7 protein-coding genes are annotated in these 18,756 nt (G+C 71.6%); 3 read left to right on the top strand and 4 right to left on the bottom strand.

The window, feature by feature from the left end; genetic code table 11:
- From BLV39_RS34190 to BLV39_RS34200, 3 genes are read left to right on the top strand one after another with little or no spacing between them, the layout of a single operon-like run.
- The gene (locus BLV39_RS34190) at window positions 1–5,196 is read left to right on the top strand and encodes a type I polyketide synthase (RefSeq protein ID WP_090801413.1); all 5,196 of its coding nucleotides are present in this window, start codon (window positions 1–3) and stop codon (window positions 5,194–5,196) included.
- Window positions 5,193–11,123, top strand: a complete 5,931-nt coding sequence (locus BLV39_RS34195; RefSeq protein ID WP_090801415.1) for a beta-ketoacyl synthase N-terminal-like domain-containing protein — start codon at window positions 5,193–5,195, stop codon at window positions 11,121–11,123. The genes BLV39_RS34190 and BLV39_RS34195 overlap by 4 nt, the downstream gene beginning before the upstream one ends.
- On the top strand, window positions 11,120–12,829 hold the full coding sequence (locus BLV39_RS34200; RefSeq protein WP_090801417.1) for a methyltransferase: 1,710 nt from the start codon (window positions 11,120–11,122) through the stop codon (window positions 12,827–12,829). The genes BLV39_RS34195 and BLV39_RS34200 overlap by 4 nt, the downstream gene beginning before the upstream one ends.
- On the opposite strand, the gene BLV39_RS34205 is transcribed toward BLV39_RS34200, so the two are convergent.
- Genes BLV39_RS34205 through BLV39_RS34215 form a run of 4 tightly spaced genes read right to left on the bottom strand, consistent with a single transcriptional unit; the run spans window position 12,813 to window position 18,694 of the window.
- The gene (locus BLV39_RS34205; RefSeq protein WP_239083556.1) at window positions 12,813–13,613 is read right to left on the bottom strand and encodes an alpha/beta fold hydrolase; all 801 of its coding nucleotides are present in this window, start codon (window positions 13,611–13,613) and stop codon (window positions 12,813–12,815) included. The genes BLV39_RS34200 and BLV39_RS34205 overlap by 17 nt on opposite strands.
- The gene (locus tag BLV39_RS42635; RefSeq protein ID WP_143050010.1) at window positions 13,613–14,206 is read right to left on the bottom strand and encodes a class I SAM-dependent methyltransferase; all 594 of its coding nucleotides are present in this window, start codon (window positions 14,204–14,206) and stop codon (window positions 13,613–13,615) included. The genes BLV39_RS34205 and BLV39_RS42635 overlap by 1 nt, the downstream gene beginning before the upstream one ends.
- A complete protein-coding gene (locus tag BLV39_RS34210; protein ID WP_090801421.1) occupies window positions 14,203–15,345 on the bottom strand; it encodes a DUF3419 family protein in 1,143 nt (380 codons plus the stop codon). The genes BLV39_RS42635 and BLV39_RS34210 overlap by 4 nt, the downstream gene beginning before the upstream one ends.
- Window positions 15,323–18,694, bottom strand: a complete 3,372-nt coding sequence (locus BLV39_RS34215) for an AMP-binding protein (protein WP_090801423.1) — start codon at window positions 18,692–18,694, stop codon at window positions 15,323–15,325. Before BLV39_RS34215 ends, BLV39_RS34210 begins: the two co-directional genes overlap by 23 nt.
- Between the last annotated feature and the right edge of the window lie 62 nt (window positions 18,695–18,756).

The following is an 18,756-nucleotide window of genomic DNA, read 5'->3' on the forward strand; positions in this document are numbered from 1 at the left end:
ATGGTGCCGATCGCCGTTGTCGGGATCGCGGCTCTGATGCCCGGCGCGCGGGACACGGCCGAGTACTGGCGCAACATCGTCACCGGCCAGGACCTGATCACCGACGTGCCGAAAGACCGCTGGCCCTCCGACGAGTTCTACGACCCTGACCCTTCGACGCCCGACACGACGTACAGCCGCCGGGGTGCGTTCCTGCCCGAGATCGAGTTCGATCCGCTCGCCCACGGGCTGCCGCCGTCCACACTCGAGGCGATCGACCCCGCGCAGCTTTTGGGTCTGACCGTCGCGGACGCACTGCTGGCCGATCTGGACCGCAACCTGGCCGGCCCGCTCGACCGCGAGCGCGTCAGCGTCATCCTCGGCAGCTCCACACTCAGCCGCGTCGGCACGATGGACGCCCGCATCCAGCGCCCGGTGTGGCTCAAAGCCCTGCGGGAGCAGGGTATCGAGGAATCCCTGGCCCAGCAGGTCTGCGACCGGATCGCCGAACAGTACGTGCCCTGGCAGGAGGACTCGTTCCCCGGCCTGCTCTCCAATGTGGTGGCCGGCCGGATCGCGAACCGCCTCGACCTGCACGGCACGAGCTGCACCGTCGACGCCGCCTGCGCGAGCTCACTCGCGGCGGTCTCGGCCGCGGTGAACGAGCTCGCGCTGGGCACCGCGGACCTGGTCGTCACCGGCGGGGTGGACGCGACGAACAACCCGCTGATGTACGTGTGCTTCAGCAAGACGCCGGCCCTGTCTCCGACCGGCGACGCCCGCCCGTTCTCCGACGACGCCGACGGCACGTTGCTGGGCGAGGGCCTGGCGATGTTGGCACTCAAGCGGTTGGACACCGCCGAGCGCGACGGTGACCGGGTCTACGCCGTGATCCGTGGGCTCGGCACCTCGTCGGACGGCCGGGGTGGCGCCATCTACGCGCCGATGCCCGAGGGACAGGTGCGGGCGCTGCGACGCGCGTACGACGCCGCCGGTTACGGCCCCGACACCGTGGAGTTGGTGGAGGCACACGGCACCGCGACCCGCGCCGGCGACGCCGCCGAGTTCGAGTCGCTCCGGCACGTCTTCGGCGCGACCGGACGGCCCGACACCGGATGGTGCGCGCTCGGGAGCGTCAAGTCCCAGATCGGGCACACGAAGGCGGCGGCGGGAGCAGCCGGGCTGATCAAAGCCGTGCTCGCACTGCACCAACGCGTCCTCCCGCCGACCATCAAGGTGCGCGCACCCAGCCCAGGACTGGGCATCGAGGACAGCCCCTTCTACCTGAACACCACCGCGCGCCCCTGGACTCAGAACCCGGACCACCCGCGCCGGGCGTCCGTCTCGAGCTTCGGCTTCGGTGGCGCCAACTACCACGTCACCCTTGAAGAACACGCACACCTGGACACGCGCGCGGGCTTCGACCCCGGCCAGCCAAATCGGCTGGCGACGGTGGCGCGCGACAAGGGCAAGGCCGCCGACCCGGGCCGGATCGCATTCGTCTTCCCAGGGCAGGGATCGCAGTACGTCGGCATGGGCGACGACATCGCGATGGCCTTCCCGGAGGCGCAGGAAGTGTGGGACCTCGCGGCCGGGCTCCGCCTGCACGACGTCGTCTTCCCTCCACCCGCCTTCACCGACGAGCAGCGTGCCGCCCAGCAACGGCGACTCACCGACACCCGATGGGCCCAACCGGCCCTCGCCGCGCACAGCCTCTCCCTGCTCGCGCTGCTGACGTCGATCGGCGTCAAGCCGGACTGCGTGGCCGGCCACAGTCTCGGCGAGCTCGTCGCACTGCACGCGGCCGGCGTCATGGACGCCGACAGCCTGCTGCGTCTGGCCCAGCACCGGGGTGAGCTGCTGGCCCGGATCGACACCGAACCCGGCGCGATGCTGGCCGTGAGCGCTGACGCGGACGCGGTCGCATCGGCGATCGGGGAGGCTGACGCCTGGATCGCGAACCTCAACGCACCGCGGCAGACCGTCGTATCGGGGAGCGTGCGCGCGATCGAGGCACTGCGAGAGGGGCTGGCCGCGCGCGGAATCGCGGCGATCCGCCTCAACGTGTCGGCGGCCTTCCACAGCCCCATGGCCGGCTCGGCCGAGGCGCCGCTGCGGGAGTTCCTTGAGAAGCTCGACGTGACCGCGCCGCGCATCGACGTCTACGGGAACACCGACGCGGCGCTCTACGGCGATGACATTCGCGGCACGCTCGCGAGACAGGTCGCCGCGCCGGTCAGGTTCCTCGACCAGATCGAGGCGATGTACGCCGACGGCGTGCGCACCTTCATCGAGGTCGGCGCCGGATCCGCGCTCACCGGCCTGATCGGACAGATCCTCGGCGACCGCGAGCACCTGGCCGTCAGCCTCGACCGGCGTGGCCGCGACGGGGTCTCCGCGTGGCACGAGGCCCTCGGCCGGCTCGCGGTGCGCGGCGTGCCGATGCACCTGATCCCGGACCGCAGCGATGAGCCACCCCAGGACCGGCCCCGGATGACAGTGCGGGTCAACGGATCCGGCTATGTTCCGCCCACCCCTGTTCGCCGGTCGCCGGCGCCCAAACGCGTGGAGGCCCCCGCCCCGATGACCGAGCCCGAACCGAACGCCCAGTGGTTGGCCGCGGTGCAGGAGGTGCAGCGCCAGACCGCCGAGGCGCACATGCACTTCCAGCGCGTACTCGCGGAATCGCACCAGGCCTTCCTCCAGATGGCCGAGAACACCTTCGCGACCTTCACCGGCCAACAAGCACCACCTCAGCGCGTCGCCCCGGCGCCTGTCCTCATGCCACCGGCACCCGAACCGCCGATCGTGCGGCAGCACATCCCCGAGCCTGAGCCGCCGGTCCCGGCCGCGACCACCGAACCCGTGAGCCTCGCGCTGCTGCTATCCGTCGTCGCCGACAAGACCGGCTACCCGGTGGACATGCTCGACGGTGGCATGGACCTGGCCGCCGACCTGGGCATCGACTCGATCAAGAAGGTCGAGATCTTCGCGGCGGTACGCGAGCGCACCCACGGCCTGCCACCCACCGACTCGCCGCAGATGGCCGACCTGTTCCAGGCCCGCACCCTCGACGAGGTCATCCGCCTGGCGAGCGGCCATCCCACGACCCCGACGGTGGTGGTACGCCGATTACAGGTCCAGCCGGTCTCCGCACCGGCTTCCGGACGGGAATTGGCGGGCCTGCGCCAGGGCCCGATCGCCGTCATCGACGACGGCAGCGAACTCGCCGCTGCCGTCGTCGCCCACCTCGAAGCGCACGCGATCACCGCCACGGTCGAGGAGGCGCCGCCGCCCGACGTGTGGGGCGTGATCCTGCTCGGCAGAGACAACCACGCCGCCTTCCGCGCCGCGCGCACGGTGGCCGCCACCATGGGAGAGCGCGGCGGCGTCTTCGTGACCGTGCAGGACACCGGCGGCAGCTTCGGCCTGGCGGATCCTGACCCGCGCCAGTGCCGGTCGGGCGGCCTCGCGGCGCTGGCGAGGACCGCCGCGAAGGAGTGGCCAGCGGCGGCGGTCAAGGCCATCGACTGCCAACGCGGCGACCGGCACGCCGACGCCATCGCCAAAGCGCTCGTCGACGAGTTGCTGACCGGCGGCCCCACCCTCGATGTGGGCCTGCGCGCCGACGGCACCCGCTGGACCCTCGCCGAGAGCGACGTGGCACCACGACCCGGGGATGACCTGAACATCACCCGCGAGTCGGTCCTGGTCGTCTCCGGCGGTGCCCGTGGCGTCACCGCCGCCGGGCTGCGCGCGCTGGCGGCACAGCGCCAGCCACGCATGCTGCTGCTCGGACGCACCACCCTCGCCGCCGAGCCCGAGTTCCTGGCGGGCGCCCGCGACGAGTCATCGGTGACCCGCCTGCTGGCCGAACGTCAGCCCGCCAAACCGGCACAGCTCGCCGCCCAGGCACGCATGATCCTGGCGCGCCGTGAGGTGCGGGCGACGCTGGCCGACCTCGAACGGGCCGGATCCACGGTGCGCTACGCCGCCCTCGACATCACCGACCGCCCCGCGTTGACCAGCGAGCTCGACCGCGCACGTCAGGAGTGGGGACCGGTCACCGGCCTCATCCACGGCGCCGGCGTCCTCGCGGACAGACGCATCGCGGACAAGACCGACGACGACTTCGACCGCGTCTACGCGACGAAGGTCGCGGGCCTGGAAGCCCTGCTGGACGCGACCGCGAACGATCCGCTCGACGTGCTGTTCCTGTTCTCCTCCGTCGCGGCCCGCTACGGCAACGCCGGGCAGTGCGACTACGCGATGGCCAACGAGGTCCTCAACCACATGGCGAGCGCCGAGCAACGGCGGCGACCGTCCTGCCGGGTGCGCGCAATCGGCTGGGGTCCGTGGGACGCGGGCATGGTCACCGCCGCGCACGCGGCACACTTCAAGAGCCTCGGCATACCGCTGATCCCGCGTGACCAGGGTGCGCAAGCGTTCGTCACCGAGCTGAGCACCGCCGACGGTGCCACGACGGTCCTCCTGGCCGCCGCGGACGGCCGCACCCAGACGGTCGACAAGGCAACGCACGGCTTCCTGGCTGACCACGCTCCGGCCGGGGTGCCGGTGCTCCCGCTGGCGATGGTCATCGAGTGGTTCTCGGCGCACGAACGCTCCCTGGCCGACGTCCGCGTACTGCACCGGGTCGACCTCCCCGACCTCAGCGGCCGGTTCGACATCGACGGAGGCGATGACCTCCGGCTGACCTCGGCCACCGGCCGCGTGCACTTCGCGGCACGCAGGGCCCAAAACGCGGCGGCCCGGCGCTGGACCACACCCGAAGCCTTGGGCGACCCGATCACCACGGCGTACGCCTCACCCGCGCTGTTCCACGGCCCCGACTTCCAGGTCCTGCGCAGGGTGAGCCTGTCACCGCACGGAGCCGAGGCAGACGTCGTCGGCGTGCGGGTGATGGGCTGGCCCGGCACCTGGCAGACCGACCCGGCCGCGATCGACGGCGCGCTGCAGGCGGCGGTCCTGTGGGCCGCGCACACCACCGGCCACGCCACATTGCCGATGGGCGTCGACGCGCTGCACGTCCACCGCCCGGGACCCGCCCCCGGACCGCTGCGCTGCGTCGTGCGTGCCGGCTCCCGCACCACGGACCAGACCCGCTGCGACATCGCCCTGCTCGACGAGGACGGCGAGGTCCGCACCGAGTTGCTGGGCGTGCGTCTCGTCCGCCGCCCCGACCTGGCACCGGCGTGAGCACCTTCGCACCGATCGCGATCGTCGGACGCGGCTGCGTGCTGCCCGGAGCGCACACCCCAGAACAGTTCTGGGACAACATCGCGTCAGCGCGGGTCAGCATCGACACCGTGCGCCACGCCGGCCTCGTCCGAGGCTTCGATCCCGGTGACTCCGCGTACGACCCCGCCCTGCGATGGGTGCTCCACGCGGGCCGGGCCGCGCTGCGCGAGGCAGGCGACCGCGCGCGGCCGGAGCGCAGTGGCCTCGTCCTCGGCAACCTCGGATATCCGAGCCGGAGCCTGGTGGCCTACGCGGAAAGCGTCTGGCGGGCCGACGACCCCGCAGACCCACGCGACCGGTTCTCGTCGGGTCTATGGGCCCATCAGGCCGCCAACGAGCTGAACCTGAAAGGTGGGTCGCTCGCCCTCGACGCGGCGTGCGCCTCCGCGCTCTACGCCATCAAGATCGCCTGCGACCGGCTGCACGACGACACGGCCGACCTCATGCTCGCCGGAGCGGTCAGCGGCTGCGACGGGCAGATCATCAACTCGGGGTTCGCGGCCCTGGGCGCGCTGAGCCCGTCCGGCCGCAGCCGGCCCTTCCATCGCGGCGCCGACGGGCTCGTCCCCGCCGAGGGAACAGCCCTTGTGGCGCTGATGCGCTTGCGCGACGCGGTCGACCAGCGCGTCCCGGTGCTCGGCGTCATCCGCGGCATCGGACTCTCGAACGACGGCCGGACGGGCGGCTTCCTCGCGCCGGCGGAAGAGGGCCAACTCCGGGCCATGCACGCGGCGTACGCGCAGGCGGGTTTCGGTCCGGAGACCCTGGAGCTGCTGGAGTGCCACGCGACGGGTACACCGCTGGGCGACGCCGTCGAGGCCCGCTCGACGGCCCGCTTCTTCGGCGAGCGACCCGATCCACTGCCCATCGGCTCCGCTAAGTCCAATGTGGGCCATCTGCTGACCGCCTCGGGCGCGGCCGGTCTGCTCAAACTCCTGGCGGCCATGGACGACGGGACGTTCCCCGCCACGGCCGGCGCCGACGACCCGATCGACGACCTCCGCGACGGCCCGCTGCGATTGTTGACCGCGAACGAACCATGGTCAGGCTCACGCCGACGCGCGGCAATCAGCGCGTTCGGCTTCGGCGGCAACAACGCCCACCTGATCGTCGAGGCGTACGACGGCGCACCGAAGACCTTCAGCGCACCGAAAGCGCCATCCGGGGTCGCGATCGTCGCCATCAGCGGCCGCGTCGGCGACGACGCGCTCGAAGACGCTGTCCTGCGTGGCTGGACCCGGCGGCCAACCAAGAACGACATTGAGGTCGGGCTCGACGGCTTGCGCTACCCACCGCGCGACCTGCGCGAGACGCTGGGCCAGCAGGTGCTCGTGCTGGAAGTCGCCCGCGAGGCCGTCCAGGGGATCGACCTCCCGCCCGAGCGCACGGCCGTCCTGGTCGGGATGGGCTGCGACCCGGAGACCGCCAGGGTGCGCGGTTTCGGCCCACCGCTGACCGCCGCCCGTGTCCTGGGCGCCATGGCCAACATCGCCGCCAACCGCATCGGCGGGCAGCTCGGCCTGTCCGGACCGGGCTTCGCGGTCTTCGCCGAGGAAGCCTCCGGCATCGTCGGCCTTGAACTGGCCGCCCGCGCGCTGCGGGCCGGCGAGGTGGACGCGGCTCTCGTCGGCGCGGTCGACCTCTCCGACGAGCCGGTGCACCGCGCCGCGATCGCGGAACTGGACCCGCTCGCCGAACCGGCCGACGCGGCCGTCGTCGTCGTCCTCAAACGGCTCGACGACGCGCGGCGCGACGGTGACCGGGTCATCGCGGTGCTCGATCGCACCGACCGGCCGGCTGATTCGTTCCCCTCAGGTCTGTTCGGCGCGCCGCACGCCGCCCGTGGCCTGCTCGACGTGGCCGCTGCCGCGATCGCACTGCATCACCGCGCCTGGCCCGTCGCCGGGCAACGCGCGCAACCGCGTCTGGGCGAGACCACGGCCGAGGTCGTCACGTCCGTGCTGGGCGCGGCACCGACTCGCGTCCGCCTCCGGGCCGCGGACGCCGCTGTCTGGGCCACCGAGCCGGTACCCCGGCTGCACGTCTACTCGGGCGCGAACCGTGCGGAGGTGCTGGCCTCCCGCACCGAGAGTGACACCGGCCCGGCCCGCCTCGCCGTCGCCGCACGCGACTCCGCGCACCTGGCCGAGCAATTGCTGGCGGCCCGCGCGTGGCTCGACGGCACCGCGCTGCGGCCACCCGGTGTCGCCTTCCGCGAGCGGCCCATCGGCGGCGAGACAGCGTTCGTCTACACCAAGGGCTCGGCCTTCTACGCGGGCATGGGCTCCGACGTCGCGCTGGCGTTCGCGCCGCTGGCCGCCGGGATGGACGAGCACGCGCTGGTCTCGTGGCTCTACGAGGGGCGGGACGTACCCGACGACTCCCTGGACCAGATCCTCGCCGTGGGCTTCGTCGCGCGCCTGCACACCAGGATCACCCGCGAGGTGCTGGGGATCGAACCGCAGGCCGCGATCGGCTACTCGTCCGGCGAGTCGGCGGCCCTCGTGTCGCTGGGCGTGTGGAACGACGTGCCGGCCATGTCCGTCGACGCCCGCGCCAGCGGCCTTTTCACCCACGACCTGGGCGGCGACCTGCGCGCCGTGCGCCGCTTCTGGGCCCGGCACGGCATCACCGGGCAGCGGTGGGCCGGCTACCTCGTGTCGGCCGACGCGGAGCAGGTCCGGGCCATGCTCGCGGACGAGGCCGCCGTGCATCTGACGGCGGTCTGCGCCCCCGGCACCTGCGTGGTCGCCGGCGAGGAAGAGGCGTGCGCGGCTTTCGTCGCACGCTTCGACCCGGCCTCCCTTATCCGCATCCAGTACGACCTGGCGGCGCACGCCCCGGAACTGGTCGAGGTGCGTGACCGGTGGCACGCGCTGCACCGCCGCCCGACGACGAGCGTGCCGGGCATCCGGTTCTACCGGGGCGCGACCGGACAGTGGTACCACCCGACAGAGCAGACCGCCGCCGACGCCATCACCGAGCAGATGCTCTCCACGGTCGACTTCCCCAAGGTCATCCAGAAGGCCTGGGACGACGGCGTACGCGTGTTCGTCGAGCACGGTCCCAGCGCGCTGTGCACCGGGTGGATCCGGCGCATCCTGGGCGAACGCGAGCACGTGGCGGTAGCCCTGGACACCGGGAAGGACCGCGGCCTGTGGTCGTTGTCGGCAGCGGTCGTGGAGCTGGCCGCCGCCGGCGTCCCGGTGCGCCACGACGCCCTCGCGACCTACCTCGAGAACGCCCGTCCCGTAAAGGCGCGAGGCCAGACGATCAGCGTGCCGAAACGTCTCGCGGCACCCGTCGAATACACCGTGATGGAGCCCGCCCCGGAGCTGGCTCCGATGCCGACCAGCCACCCTGCGCCGCGAGCCACCTCCCCGGCCGAGGCCTGGCGCGCATCGATCACCGAGGCACACCACCAGTTCCTGGACCTCCAGGCCACCGCGCACAACCGGTTCCTGGCCGGACGGGCCGCGGCCCTCCGCGCGCTCGCCCCCGCCGCCACGCGCGAGCGCCCCGGCCCGCGGTTCGACCGCGCCCAGCTCGAACACCTCGCGAAGGGCCGGATCTCCGACCTGCTCGGCCCGATGTTCGCCGGACAGGACCTCGACGTGCGGCAGACCCGCATGCCCGGGCCGCCGCTGCTGCTCGCCGACCGGGTGGTCGGGATCGACGCCGCACCGGGCTCGCTTGGCAAGGGCACCATCTGGACAGAGACCGATGTGGACACCGACGCGTGGTACCTCGACGCCGCCGGTCGCATGCCCCCCGGCCTGGTCGTCGAAGCGGGCCAGGCCGACCTGCTGCTGATCAGTTGGCTCGGTGCCGACCTGCACAACCGGGGCGAGCGGGTCTATCGCCTGCTGGGCAGCGACGTGACGTTCCACGCCTCGCCACCCGGACCCGGAGCGACCCTCACCTTCGAGATCCGCGTCGTCGGGCACGTCGTGCACGGACCGGTCCGGCTGTTCTTCTTCGAGTACGACTGCCACGTCGGCGACACCCTCCTGCTCACCGTCCGAGATGGACAGGCAGGCTTCTTCGACGACGACGAGCTCGCCAACACCGGCGGGGTCATCTGGGAACCGTCCAATCCTCCCTCCAACAAACCCCAAGACCCGCCCGCGATCCCATGCACGCGCACCGGGTTCGACAAGAACGCGGTCAGCGCCTTCGCCCAGGGCCGTCCCGCCGCTTGCTTCGGCCCCGGTTGGGAGCCGACCCTCGCCCATGTGCGCACGCCGCGGATCGGTGACGGGCGGCTCCGCCTGCTCGACGAGGTTCCCGTCTTCGACCCGACCGGTGGGCCGTGGGGCCGTGGCTACCTGCGGGCCGAGACGGCCGTCAGCCCGGACGACTGGTTCTTCGACGGCCACTTCCACAACGACCCGTGCATGCCCGGCACCCTGATGTCCGACGGCTGTCTGCAGGCCGTTTCCTTCTACCTCGCCGCCTGCGGCCACACGATCGCGCGCGACGGCTGGCGGTTCGAGCCGGTGCCCGGCCGCACCGCCCGGATGCGCTGCCGAGGCCAGGTCACCCCGGACAGCAAGCAGCTCACCTACGAGGTCTTCGTCTCGGAGGTGTCGGCCGGCCCCTACCCGACCGTCGTCGCGGACGTGCTCGTCACCGTCGACGGCGTCAAGGCCCTGCACGTCAACGACTGCGCCGTGCGGCTGGTGCCCGACTGGCCCCTTGAGCACTGGCGACAGCTCGGACCGCCGACCGTCGCGCGTACCGCGGAACCGGTACCGCTGCACCGGCTCGGCGGCCTGGCCGGGCACCGCGACGCCGGACCCGTCGCCGAGGTCGCGGGCCTGTCGCTGGGCTACGCCTCGCTGCTCGCCTGCGCCTGGGGCAAGCCCACCGACGGGCTCGGACCGATGGCCGAGGCGTTCCTCGGCGCGCGGCGCGGACCACGCCTGCCCGGACCCCCGTACCACTTCATGAGCAGGATCGCCGCGGTCGACGGCCCGTACCAGGGGATGGCGGTCGGCAGTGCGGTCACGGCGGAGTACGATGTGCCCGACGAGGTCTGGTATTTCGCCGAGAACGCCGCACCCACGATGCCGGCCGCCGTCCTGATGGAGGTCGCCCTCCAACCCTGTGGCTGGCTGGGCTGCTACGTCGGCAGCCCCACGCAGATCGACGCCGAACTGCTCTTCCGCAACCTCGACGGCGACCTGCGGGTGCTACGCGAGGTGCGGCCGGGCACCCGCCGCATCCGCACGCGGGCCGAGCTCACCGACGTGTCCCGGGCCGCCGGGATGATCATCGAGAGCTTCCGGATCGAGTGTCACGCCGACGGAGAGCCGCTGCTGCGCGGCACCGCCGTGTTCGGCTACTTCCTCACCACGGCGTTCGCCGAGCAGCCCGGCCTGCCACCGTCCCGCGCCGAGCTCGAGCGCCTGACCGAACCGTGCGAGAACGCCCCCGCGCTCTCCGGTCAGGCCGGGAGCATGCTGATGATGCTCGACCGGATCACCGGCTACTGGCCCGAGGGCGGGGCCGCCGGCCTCGGACGGGTGCGGGCCGAGAAGGACGTCGACCCCGACGAGTGGTTCTTCAAGGCCCATTTCTTCCAGGACCCCGTGATGCCCGGCTCGCTCGGTGTCGAGGCGGCCTGCCAGCTACTCCAGTGGTACGTGGCCGAGCGCGGCATCGGCGCCGACCTGCCCGGCGCCCGCTTCGAGCCCGTCGCCGTCGACGAGCCGTTGACGTGGACCTATCGCGGCCAGGTCGTGCCCACCGACCGCCTGGTCACCGTCGAGCTGGAGATCCTCGAGATCCGTGACCGGACCGTCTTCGCCACGGCCTGGCTCTGGATCGACGGCCGTCGCATCTACCGCATCGCCCGACTCGGCGCGAGGATGGTCGCATGAAGCCCGGGGTCGGAATCGTCGAGGAGGCACACGCTGGCCACCTCGAGACCATGCTGGCGTACGTGGAGGGGCAGGCGCTGGACCGCCAGGAGACCTTCCACGAGTGGGAGGCCGAGCTGCCGCCCGACGCGCGCGCGGCGTTCGCCGGCCTGAAGGACTCGGACGCGATCCGCGCGAGCATCCTCGAAGCGTTCCCGGGGAACACTGTCCACAATGTCAGCGGCATGAACGAGGTCTACGTCTCGAACATGGGAGCCAAGGGCTCCGACCGGGCCTTTCTCCAGCAGCACATCGACGGGCCGTTCGGCCTCCTGCCGTTCGTGACGCTGCTGCGGTGCCTCGTCGTCGTGCGGGGCAACGACCGCGTCACGACGGTCTTCGCGGCGCAGAAGACCCAGAACACGCTCCGCACAGGGGAGTTCTGCTGGCTCGACTACAACCGGGACATCCACCACATCGTCAAGAGCGGCGAGCCGGACGACCTCCTGGACGACAGCCGCATCTGCCTCAAGGTGCACTACGCGGTCGTCCCACGCTGGCTCGCGCCCATTCGTGGGCTGTTCGCGGGATGGAACGAGACCTACAACCGGCGGGCCCGGGACCTGTTCGTCGCCAGCAAGAACCCACAGTCCGCGATCGGCAGGTTCCTCGGCGGCATCGTCAACGCCGGCACGTTCCTCTACCCGCTGTTCTTCCAATACGTCGGCATCCTGAACCTGCTCGTCCTGCTGCTGTTCTGGGGCGTGACCTCAGGGCATCCGACCGAGCGGGTCTACCTCTTCAGCTTCGTCCACTACTTCCTGTACTTCGTCGCCCACCTGTTCCGCGCTGTCGAGCCCGGTAGGTTCGCGCGCGACGCGACACTGTTCCAGCTTGTCGCGCTGGGGACCCTGTTCTACCAATACGGGCGGACGGGGTTCGACGCGCCGTCGCTGGCCGTGGCGGCCCTCGGTTTCGGGCTGACCGGGCTCGCGTTCCTCCGGCTCGGCTCCGACCGCACGTACTTCGGCGCGGAGTTCGGCGTCGTGCCGCCGGGCAAGGTCGCGGGCTTCCCGTACGGGGTCATTCCGCATCCCATGATCGTCGGCAAGCTGGTCGGGTTCGCCGGACTCGCCCTGCACGCCCCGTTCCGCGCGGCGTGGTGGCCGCTCCTGCTCGCCCATGTCGCGTGCTACGTGGTCGTCCTGTGCCAGGAGGTGGCCAACCGGCATGTGGGGGACACCTACCGTTTCGAGGCGACCTACCGCGACTTCGCCCGCTTCCACCAGCGGACAGGGAACGTCGTCGTCCACCTGTTCTCCACGGGCATCGGCCTGCTCGGCGTCTGCGGCCTCGTCGGTGCCGGGGCGCTCGCCCTCGGCGCGACGCCCTCGATGGCGGTGTCCTTCGCGGCGGTCCTCTACGCGTTCTTCTGCGCATACACGGCACCCGACCAGACCGCGGTCGCGTCGATTCTCTACACAGGCTTCGTGCTCGCCGTCTACCTCAGCATTCCGACCCTCGGCTGGCTCATCTCGGCGGTGCTCGTCGTTGTCGGCTGGGTGGCTCAGGACGTGTCCCACATCGTGTTCCGCGAGCGGACCTATATGAGTTCCTACCAGCGCGGTCGTGGTGCCGTCGGGCAGTTCGTCCTCCACAGCGTCCTGCTCGTGCCACTGCTGTGCCGGGCGGCGTTCTTCCGGACGGCGCTCAGCCGAGCCGCCTGACGGCGTGCAGGAGCTCCGCCGGTCGTTCGAAGGGGATCGCGTGACCGGTGTCCGCCAGGACCGTCAATCGCGCGTGCGGAAAGCACCGCGCGAGCACGTGTGAGTTGCGCGGCGCCAGCACGCGGTCGTCGGCGCCGACCAGCACCTCGACCGGCCCGCGAACAGCTCCCAGCCGAGCCGCGACGCGATGCGACGACATCGCCACCGCCTGCAAGAGCGAGTTGAGGCGCGAGTAGGGCTCCGCCCGCTGGATCTGGCGGAGTGGGGCCAATAGCTCGCGCGCGTTGCGTGCGTCGTGGACGAGCAGGCGGTCGCACATCGCCCACACGCTCACGTTCTTGGAGACGGCGGCCGCGACGGTGAGGGGCAGCGAGCGCAGGAACTCCGGTGACACGGCGTCGCCGCGGGCCGAGCTCGCCGACAGGACCAGTCCGCCGACGCTCGCCGGGTGCCGGAGGGCCAGGTGCTGCGCGACCATCCCGCCCATCGACTCACCCACCACGACCGCCGGCGCGTCCCCGACGCTGTCGCGCAGGACGGCGGCCACGTCGTCGGCCAGGGTGGCCAGGGTGTACGGCCGAAGCGAGCGCGCCGACTCGCCCGTGCCGCGGTGGTCGACGAGCACGACGCGGAAGGGAAGGGGTCCCACCCGATCGAGCCAGGGGATCCAACTGCTTCCGGACCGGCCGTAACCGGCCAGCAGCACGAGCGCGCGGTCGCTTGGATCGCCGGCGACCTGATAGGACAGCCGCACTCCGTCGCGGACCACCCAGTGGCGACGCATCACGCCGTGAACCGCGCGACGACGTAATAGCGCAACGGGCCGTGCTCGACGTGGTCGGCGCCGTGGCGGTGCAGCAGGTCGTTCGGCACGGCCTCGACGTGGAACGCCGACAGGAACGGGCGCATGGCCCATCCCGCGAGCTCCGAGAAGTCGACCACCCACAGCTCGCCGCCGGGCGCGAGGTGCCTGAGCGCGTTGTCGATCGCCCGGTCCTTGTCGACGAACATCGACAGGCAGTACGACATGAGGATGCGCTGCGGCGGCGCACCCAGCACCGCACCGATGTCCCCGTCCTCGGCGAAGCCCGCGTCGATCCGCGCCCAGGGACAGCGGCGAAGGGCGTGCGCGCGCATGACCTCGCTCGCCTCCAGACCGCCGAGCGCCGCCTCCGGCCGCCGGCGGTGCAGCCGGGCGAGGTTGCGTCCGGTGCCCGGGCCGACCTCCACGAGCGTCGTCCAGTCATCGCTCGCGAGCAGGCGGTCGAGCACGCGGTCGCGGCCGAACAGGAAGTACTTCCGGGACGCGTCGTAGACGTGGTGGGTGAGCCGGTAGTACCGGTCGAGGAACGCGCGGTGGTCCGCCTCCCACGTCATGCGCCGCTGACGACCCGGTAGACGTTGACGCGCCCGTACAGCCGGGTCCGCTCCAGCTCGCTGGCGAGGGTCGACGTCGGCTCGACGCGTTCGAAGCGGTCCGACAGGCCGACGCGGTCCACGACGCACGCGTCTTCGACGCTGCGCGTCAGGACGACGGCCCCGGGTCCGCCCACGCGGGCGATCCGGTGGAGCAGCCGATGCTGCGCGGGGGCCGGCATCCAGTCCAGCACGTCGCACAGGGAGAAGTGGGACCACTGTCCCGGTGTCCCGTCGGCGAGCAACTCTTGCAGCGACGCACGATGGAAACCCACCCGCGTCGGCGCCACGAGCGACAACTTGTGGCTCTGCTCCCGCAGGTACGGCGGCACCGCGTCGGGATGGTCGTGGTTGAACTCTCCGGTCAGGCACAACCAGACGAACCAGTTCGTCTCCAGATCGGTCCGCACCAGCCGCTCGAACTGCGCGGTGACGACGTTCATCATGGACTCCGATCGGCTGGCACGCAGGTTGCGGCGCCGCTGCTCGAAGTTGACGCCGACGCCGAGCAGGAACAGCGGGGTGTTGACCAGCGCGCGCATCGGCCACCAGCGCCGAAGCGAGGCGAAGATGGGTTCGAAGCGCGCGAGCCGCTCGGCGGGCGGGAGCGCCTGCACGGTGCGCAGGAAGTCCGCGTCCACGCCCACCTTCTGCCGCAGCAACCGCTGGAAGGTGCCGACCAGACCCTCGGCGTACAGGTTGTCCCGGAAGCGGCGGTGGTGCGCCCTCCAGTACCGCCCGATCCACGCCGGCAACACCGTCATGAGCGGCTGGAGCGCACGCGCCGGATCGGTGTGCCGGCCTCGGCCGAGCAGTTGGTAGAACTCGCCGTGGGACGTCATCCGTCGCGCCGCGGCGACCTTGAGGGCGGCCAGGGCCAGATGATGCGGGTTGGTGTCGACGGCGTCGATCCGCGCCGGGTGGGCGGCCAGCAGACCCGCCACACCGCAGCCGGCCCCGCTGACCGCCAGCACACGGGAACGCGGGTCCAGCTCGAGGACGCGGTTGTCGACCTCCGAGTCCTCGTACAACAGGGAGAAGGTGAAGACGTGCTTGAAGGTCGCGGCGAACGCGCGATCAGCGAGGTGTGGCACTGCCACCGCTTCGCACCATGCCGCGCAGCTCGTCGGCGAGCCGGGTCTGCCACTCGTCGATCTCCCCGCCCGACCACTCCAGGTGGCGCGGGGAGTAGTACCAGTCGATGCGCGTCGTACCCTCGATCACCGAGCACTCGACGTACAGCGGCGGTTGTTTGACACCGCATTCCGGGTCCCACATGTCGCCGAGCGGAGCGTCACGCAGTGCGAAGAGGCCACTGCGGCTCCGGGTCGGCACCTCGCCCTGGAAGTTGAACCAGAGCGTCGGGGCCGGCGCGTCGAGGATGCTCTTCTCTTCGTTCAGATACCGGAGAGCGTCGAAGGACATGCCCGCGGAGGGTACGTGGGTGAGCCGCTCGCCGACGGCGGCCAGTGTCTCTGCCGGGCTCTGGGCGGAGCTGTCCGCGAAGGCGAGCGGGAAGGTGGAGTGCAGGTCGCCGACCGTCCGGGAGACATCGAGGCCGTGCACCGCCGACTGCCGGCCCGAGCTCGACAGCTTGACCGCGAGTCGGCCGCAGCTCCACCGGCTCTGGGCGGTCCGCACCAGCGCCGCGAGCAGCGTCGTGGCGACCGGTGCCCGGCGCCCGTCCATGCGCACGTCGCGGAGTGCGCGCGTCTCGTCGGGCAGCAGGTATTGGTGGGCGCTCGCCAGGTCCTTCATCGTGACGGCGGGATGCACCCGCGAGTCGTAGGCGGCGGGCGGCGCCGCGTCGAGCTGCTCCCGCCAGAAGTCCAGGTCGGCTCGTGCACCGTCGTGCGCGAAGTCGTTCACCCAGCAGGAGAACGACTCGAAGCGGGCTGACGTCCGGGCCAGGCGGAGGCGTTCGCCCCGCTCGTCCAGCTCGCAGAGGCGGTCCAGCTCGTCGACCAGGATGCCCAGCGTCGCGGCGTCCATGACGAGGTGGTTGACGGTGATGAAGAGCTGTTGCTCCGCGCCGGTCTCCACCAGCAGGAGCCGCATCACCGGGCCGTTCTCGATGTCGAGGCGGCGATGCTGCTCGTCGAGCAACGGCAGGAACTCGTCGGGCGCGGTGACCGACTCGACGGCGAAGCTGTCCTCGATGTCGCCGTAGTGCTGCGCGAAGCGGCCGTCGTCCCGGCGGAACCTCAGGCGCAGCGCCTCGTGGCGGGCGACCAGCGCGGTCGTGGCCCGCTGGAGCCGCTCCGGCGTGAGCCGCCGGTGCACGTCGAGCATGATGGCGCGGTTCCACCAGTTCCATTGGCCGAGGTGCAGGGCGTGGGTCTGCGCGGCGCTGAACGGGACGTCGCCCGTCTGCGGCGCGCCCGCTTGGCTCTCCGCGGCCGGCGCCTGCTCGAACTGGCGCATGACGAGGGTCGCCAGGGCCCGCAGGGTCGAGCCGTCGTTGACCTCTGCCGGGGGCACGCGCGCGCCGGTCCGATCCTCGACCCGCGCGGCCAGGTCCATCATCCCGAGGGAGTCGAGGCCGAGATCGCGCAACGGCACATCCACGGGTACGTCGGTCAGCTGTAACACGGCCGCGACGTCCTGCTGGAGCAGCCGGAGCACGTACTCCGTGTCGCCCTGGATCTCCTGGCTCGGCCTGGGTCCAGGCTTTCCCGTGAGCGCCGCCGACCGCAGCGCGCCGCTGGTCCAGCGTTCCTTGCACTCGCCGCGCTGGAGCTTGCCGCTCGTCGTCTTCGGGAGGCTGTCGGGCTTCAGCAGCAGGACCTCGTGACACTGCACGCCGCAATGGGCGGCCACCGCGGCCCGGATCGCGGCCGCCGCGCGGTCGAGCGGAACGGGCTCCCTGCTGGCGAGGGCCTTCTTGCGTAGCTCGGCCGCCACCACGACCCGCTCGACACCGTCGACCTGCACGCCGAAGGCGACCGCGTTGCCGGGCCGCAGGATCGGGTCCGCCGCGACCACGGCCGCTTCCAGGTCCTGCGGGTGGATGTTGCGTCCGCCGACGATGATGAGGTCCTTGAGGCGGCCGCAGATGAACACCTCGCCGTCGTCGCCGATGACCCCGAGGTCACCGGTGCGCAGGAACCGCCGTTCGTCGTCCGGGGTCGCCAGGCGCGCGGCGAAGACGGCGGCGTTCTCCTCGTCGGTCCGTCCCCAGTAGCCGGTCGACACGCTGGCGCTGGACACCCACAGCTCGCCGACGACGTGGGGTGGCTGCGGCCGGCGGGTGACGGGGTCGACGGCGATCACCGTCACGCCTAGCTCCGCGTCGGGGACGCCGCTGCCGACGAGGGTCACGACGGGCGCGTCAGGTGCGGGCGGGACGATGACGCCGTCCCGGTCCAGCATCGCCCGGTCCCCGCGGAGGAGCGTCGGCCTGCTGCCGGTCTGGCCGCTGACGAAGAGCACGGCTTCCGCCATGCCGTAGACGTTGCAGAACGACGCCGGGTCGAAGCGCATCGGGCTCAGCGCGGCCTCGAACCGGTCCATCGTGGACGCGAGCATCGGCTCGCCGCCTTGGAGCGTGGCGCGCAATGACGAGAGGTCGAACGCGTCGCCGTCGCGTAGCCCGCGCAACACGTACTCGTAACCGAAGTTCGGTCCGGCGATGTGCGTGCCGCGATAGCGGTCGATCGCCTCGACCCAGAGGCGCGGTGCGACGAGGAAGGTGATGGGGGAGAAGGCGACGCAGCGCGCGCCGGTGTACATGGCGTTGAGGATCCCGCCGGCGAGCCCCATGTCGTGGAACAGGGGCACCCAACCGACGAGCACGGAATCGCTGTCGACCCGGGTGTTGCGCGCGATCAGCTCGAGGTTGTGCACGAGGTTCCGGTGGCGCAGGACGACGCCCTTGGGCGCCGACGTCGAGCCGGAGGTGTACTGGAGATACACGATGTCGTCCGGGCCGAACCTGCTGGCCGCTTGGGCGAGTCGGGTCGCGGCCTCCTTCGGCTCGGCCCGCTTGACGCGGTTCGACAGGAGCCAGGAGAGCTTGGGCCAGCTCTCGCCACCGCGCAGGCGGTTCGCCACCGCCGTGACGGCCGTGAGCGCCCGATACTTCCCATGCGTGAGCGCGAAGCGCGCCCCGCTGTCCTCCGCGACGTGCCGGAGCTTCGGCATCTCCCGGTCGAGATGTCGCGGATCGGGGCTCGCCACCGGGACCGCGATAGCGCCGAGCAGCATGCACCCGAAGAAGCCGGCGACGAAGTCGAGACCATCGTCCGGCGGGAAGATCAGCAGGACGCGATCGCCGGGCTCGACCCCGGCCGCCTGGAGGAAGTCGGCGGTCCCGGCCGCGCGCCGCACGACGTCCTCGTAGCCGGCCGAGTCCGCCTCCTGGCCGTGGCGGTCGAGGAAGGTGTACAGGGGCGCCCGAGGAGCGGCGTCGAGGCGCTCGACCATCGTCGTGAGGAGGCTCGCGGTCATCCGTGACTCCGGGGAATGTGGACGTGGCGGGCATCATCATAGATGGATGCCGGCATTCGACC

This window comes from Asanoa ishikariensis (genome assembly GCF_900107455.1).
Classification (GTDB): domain Bacteria; phylum Actinomycetota; class Actinomycetes; order Mycobacteriales; family Micromonosporaceae; genus Asanoa; species Asanoa ishikariensis.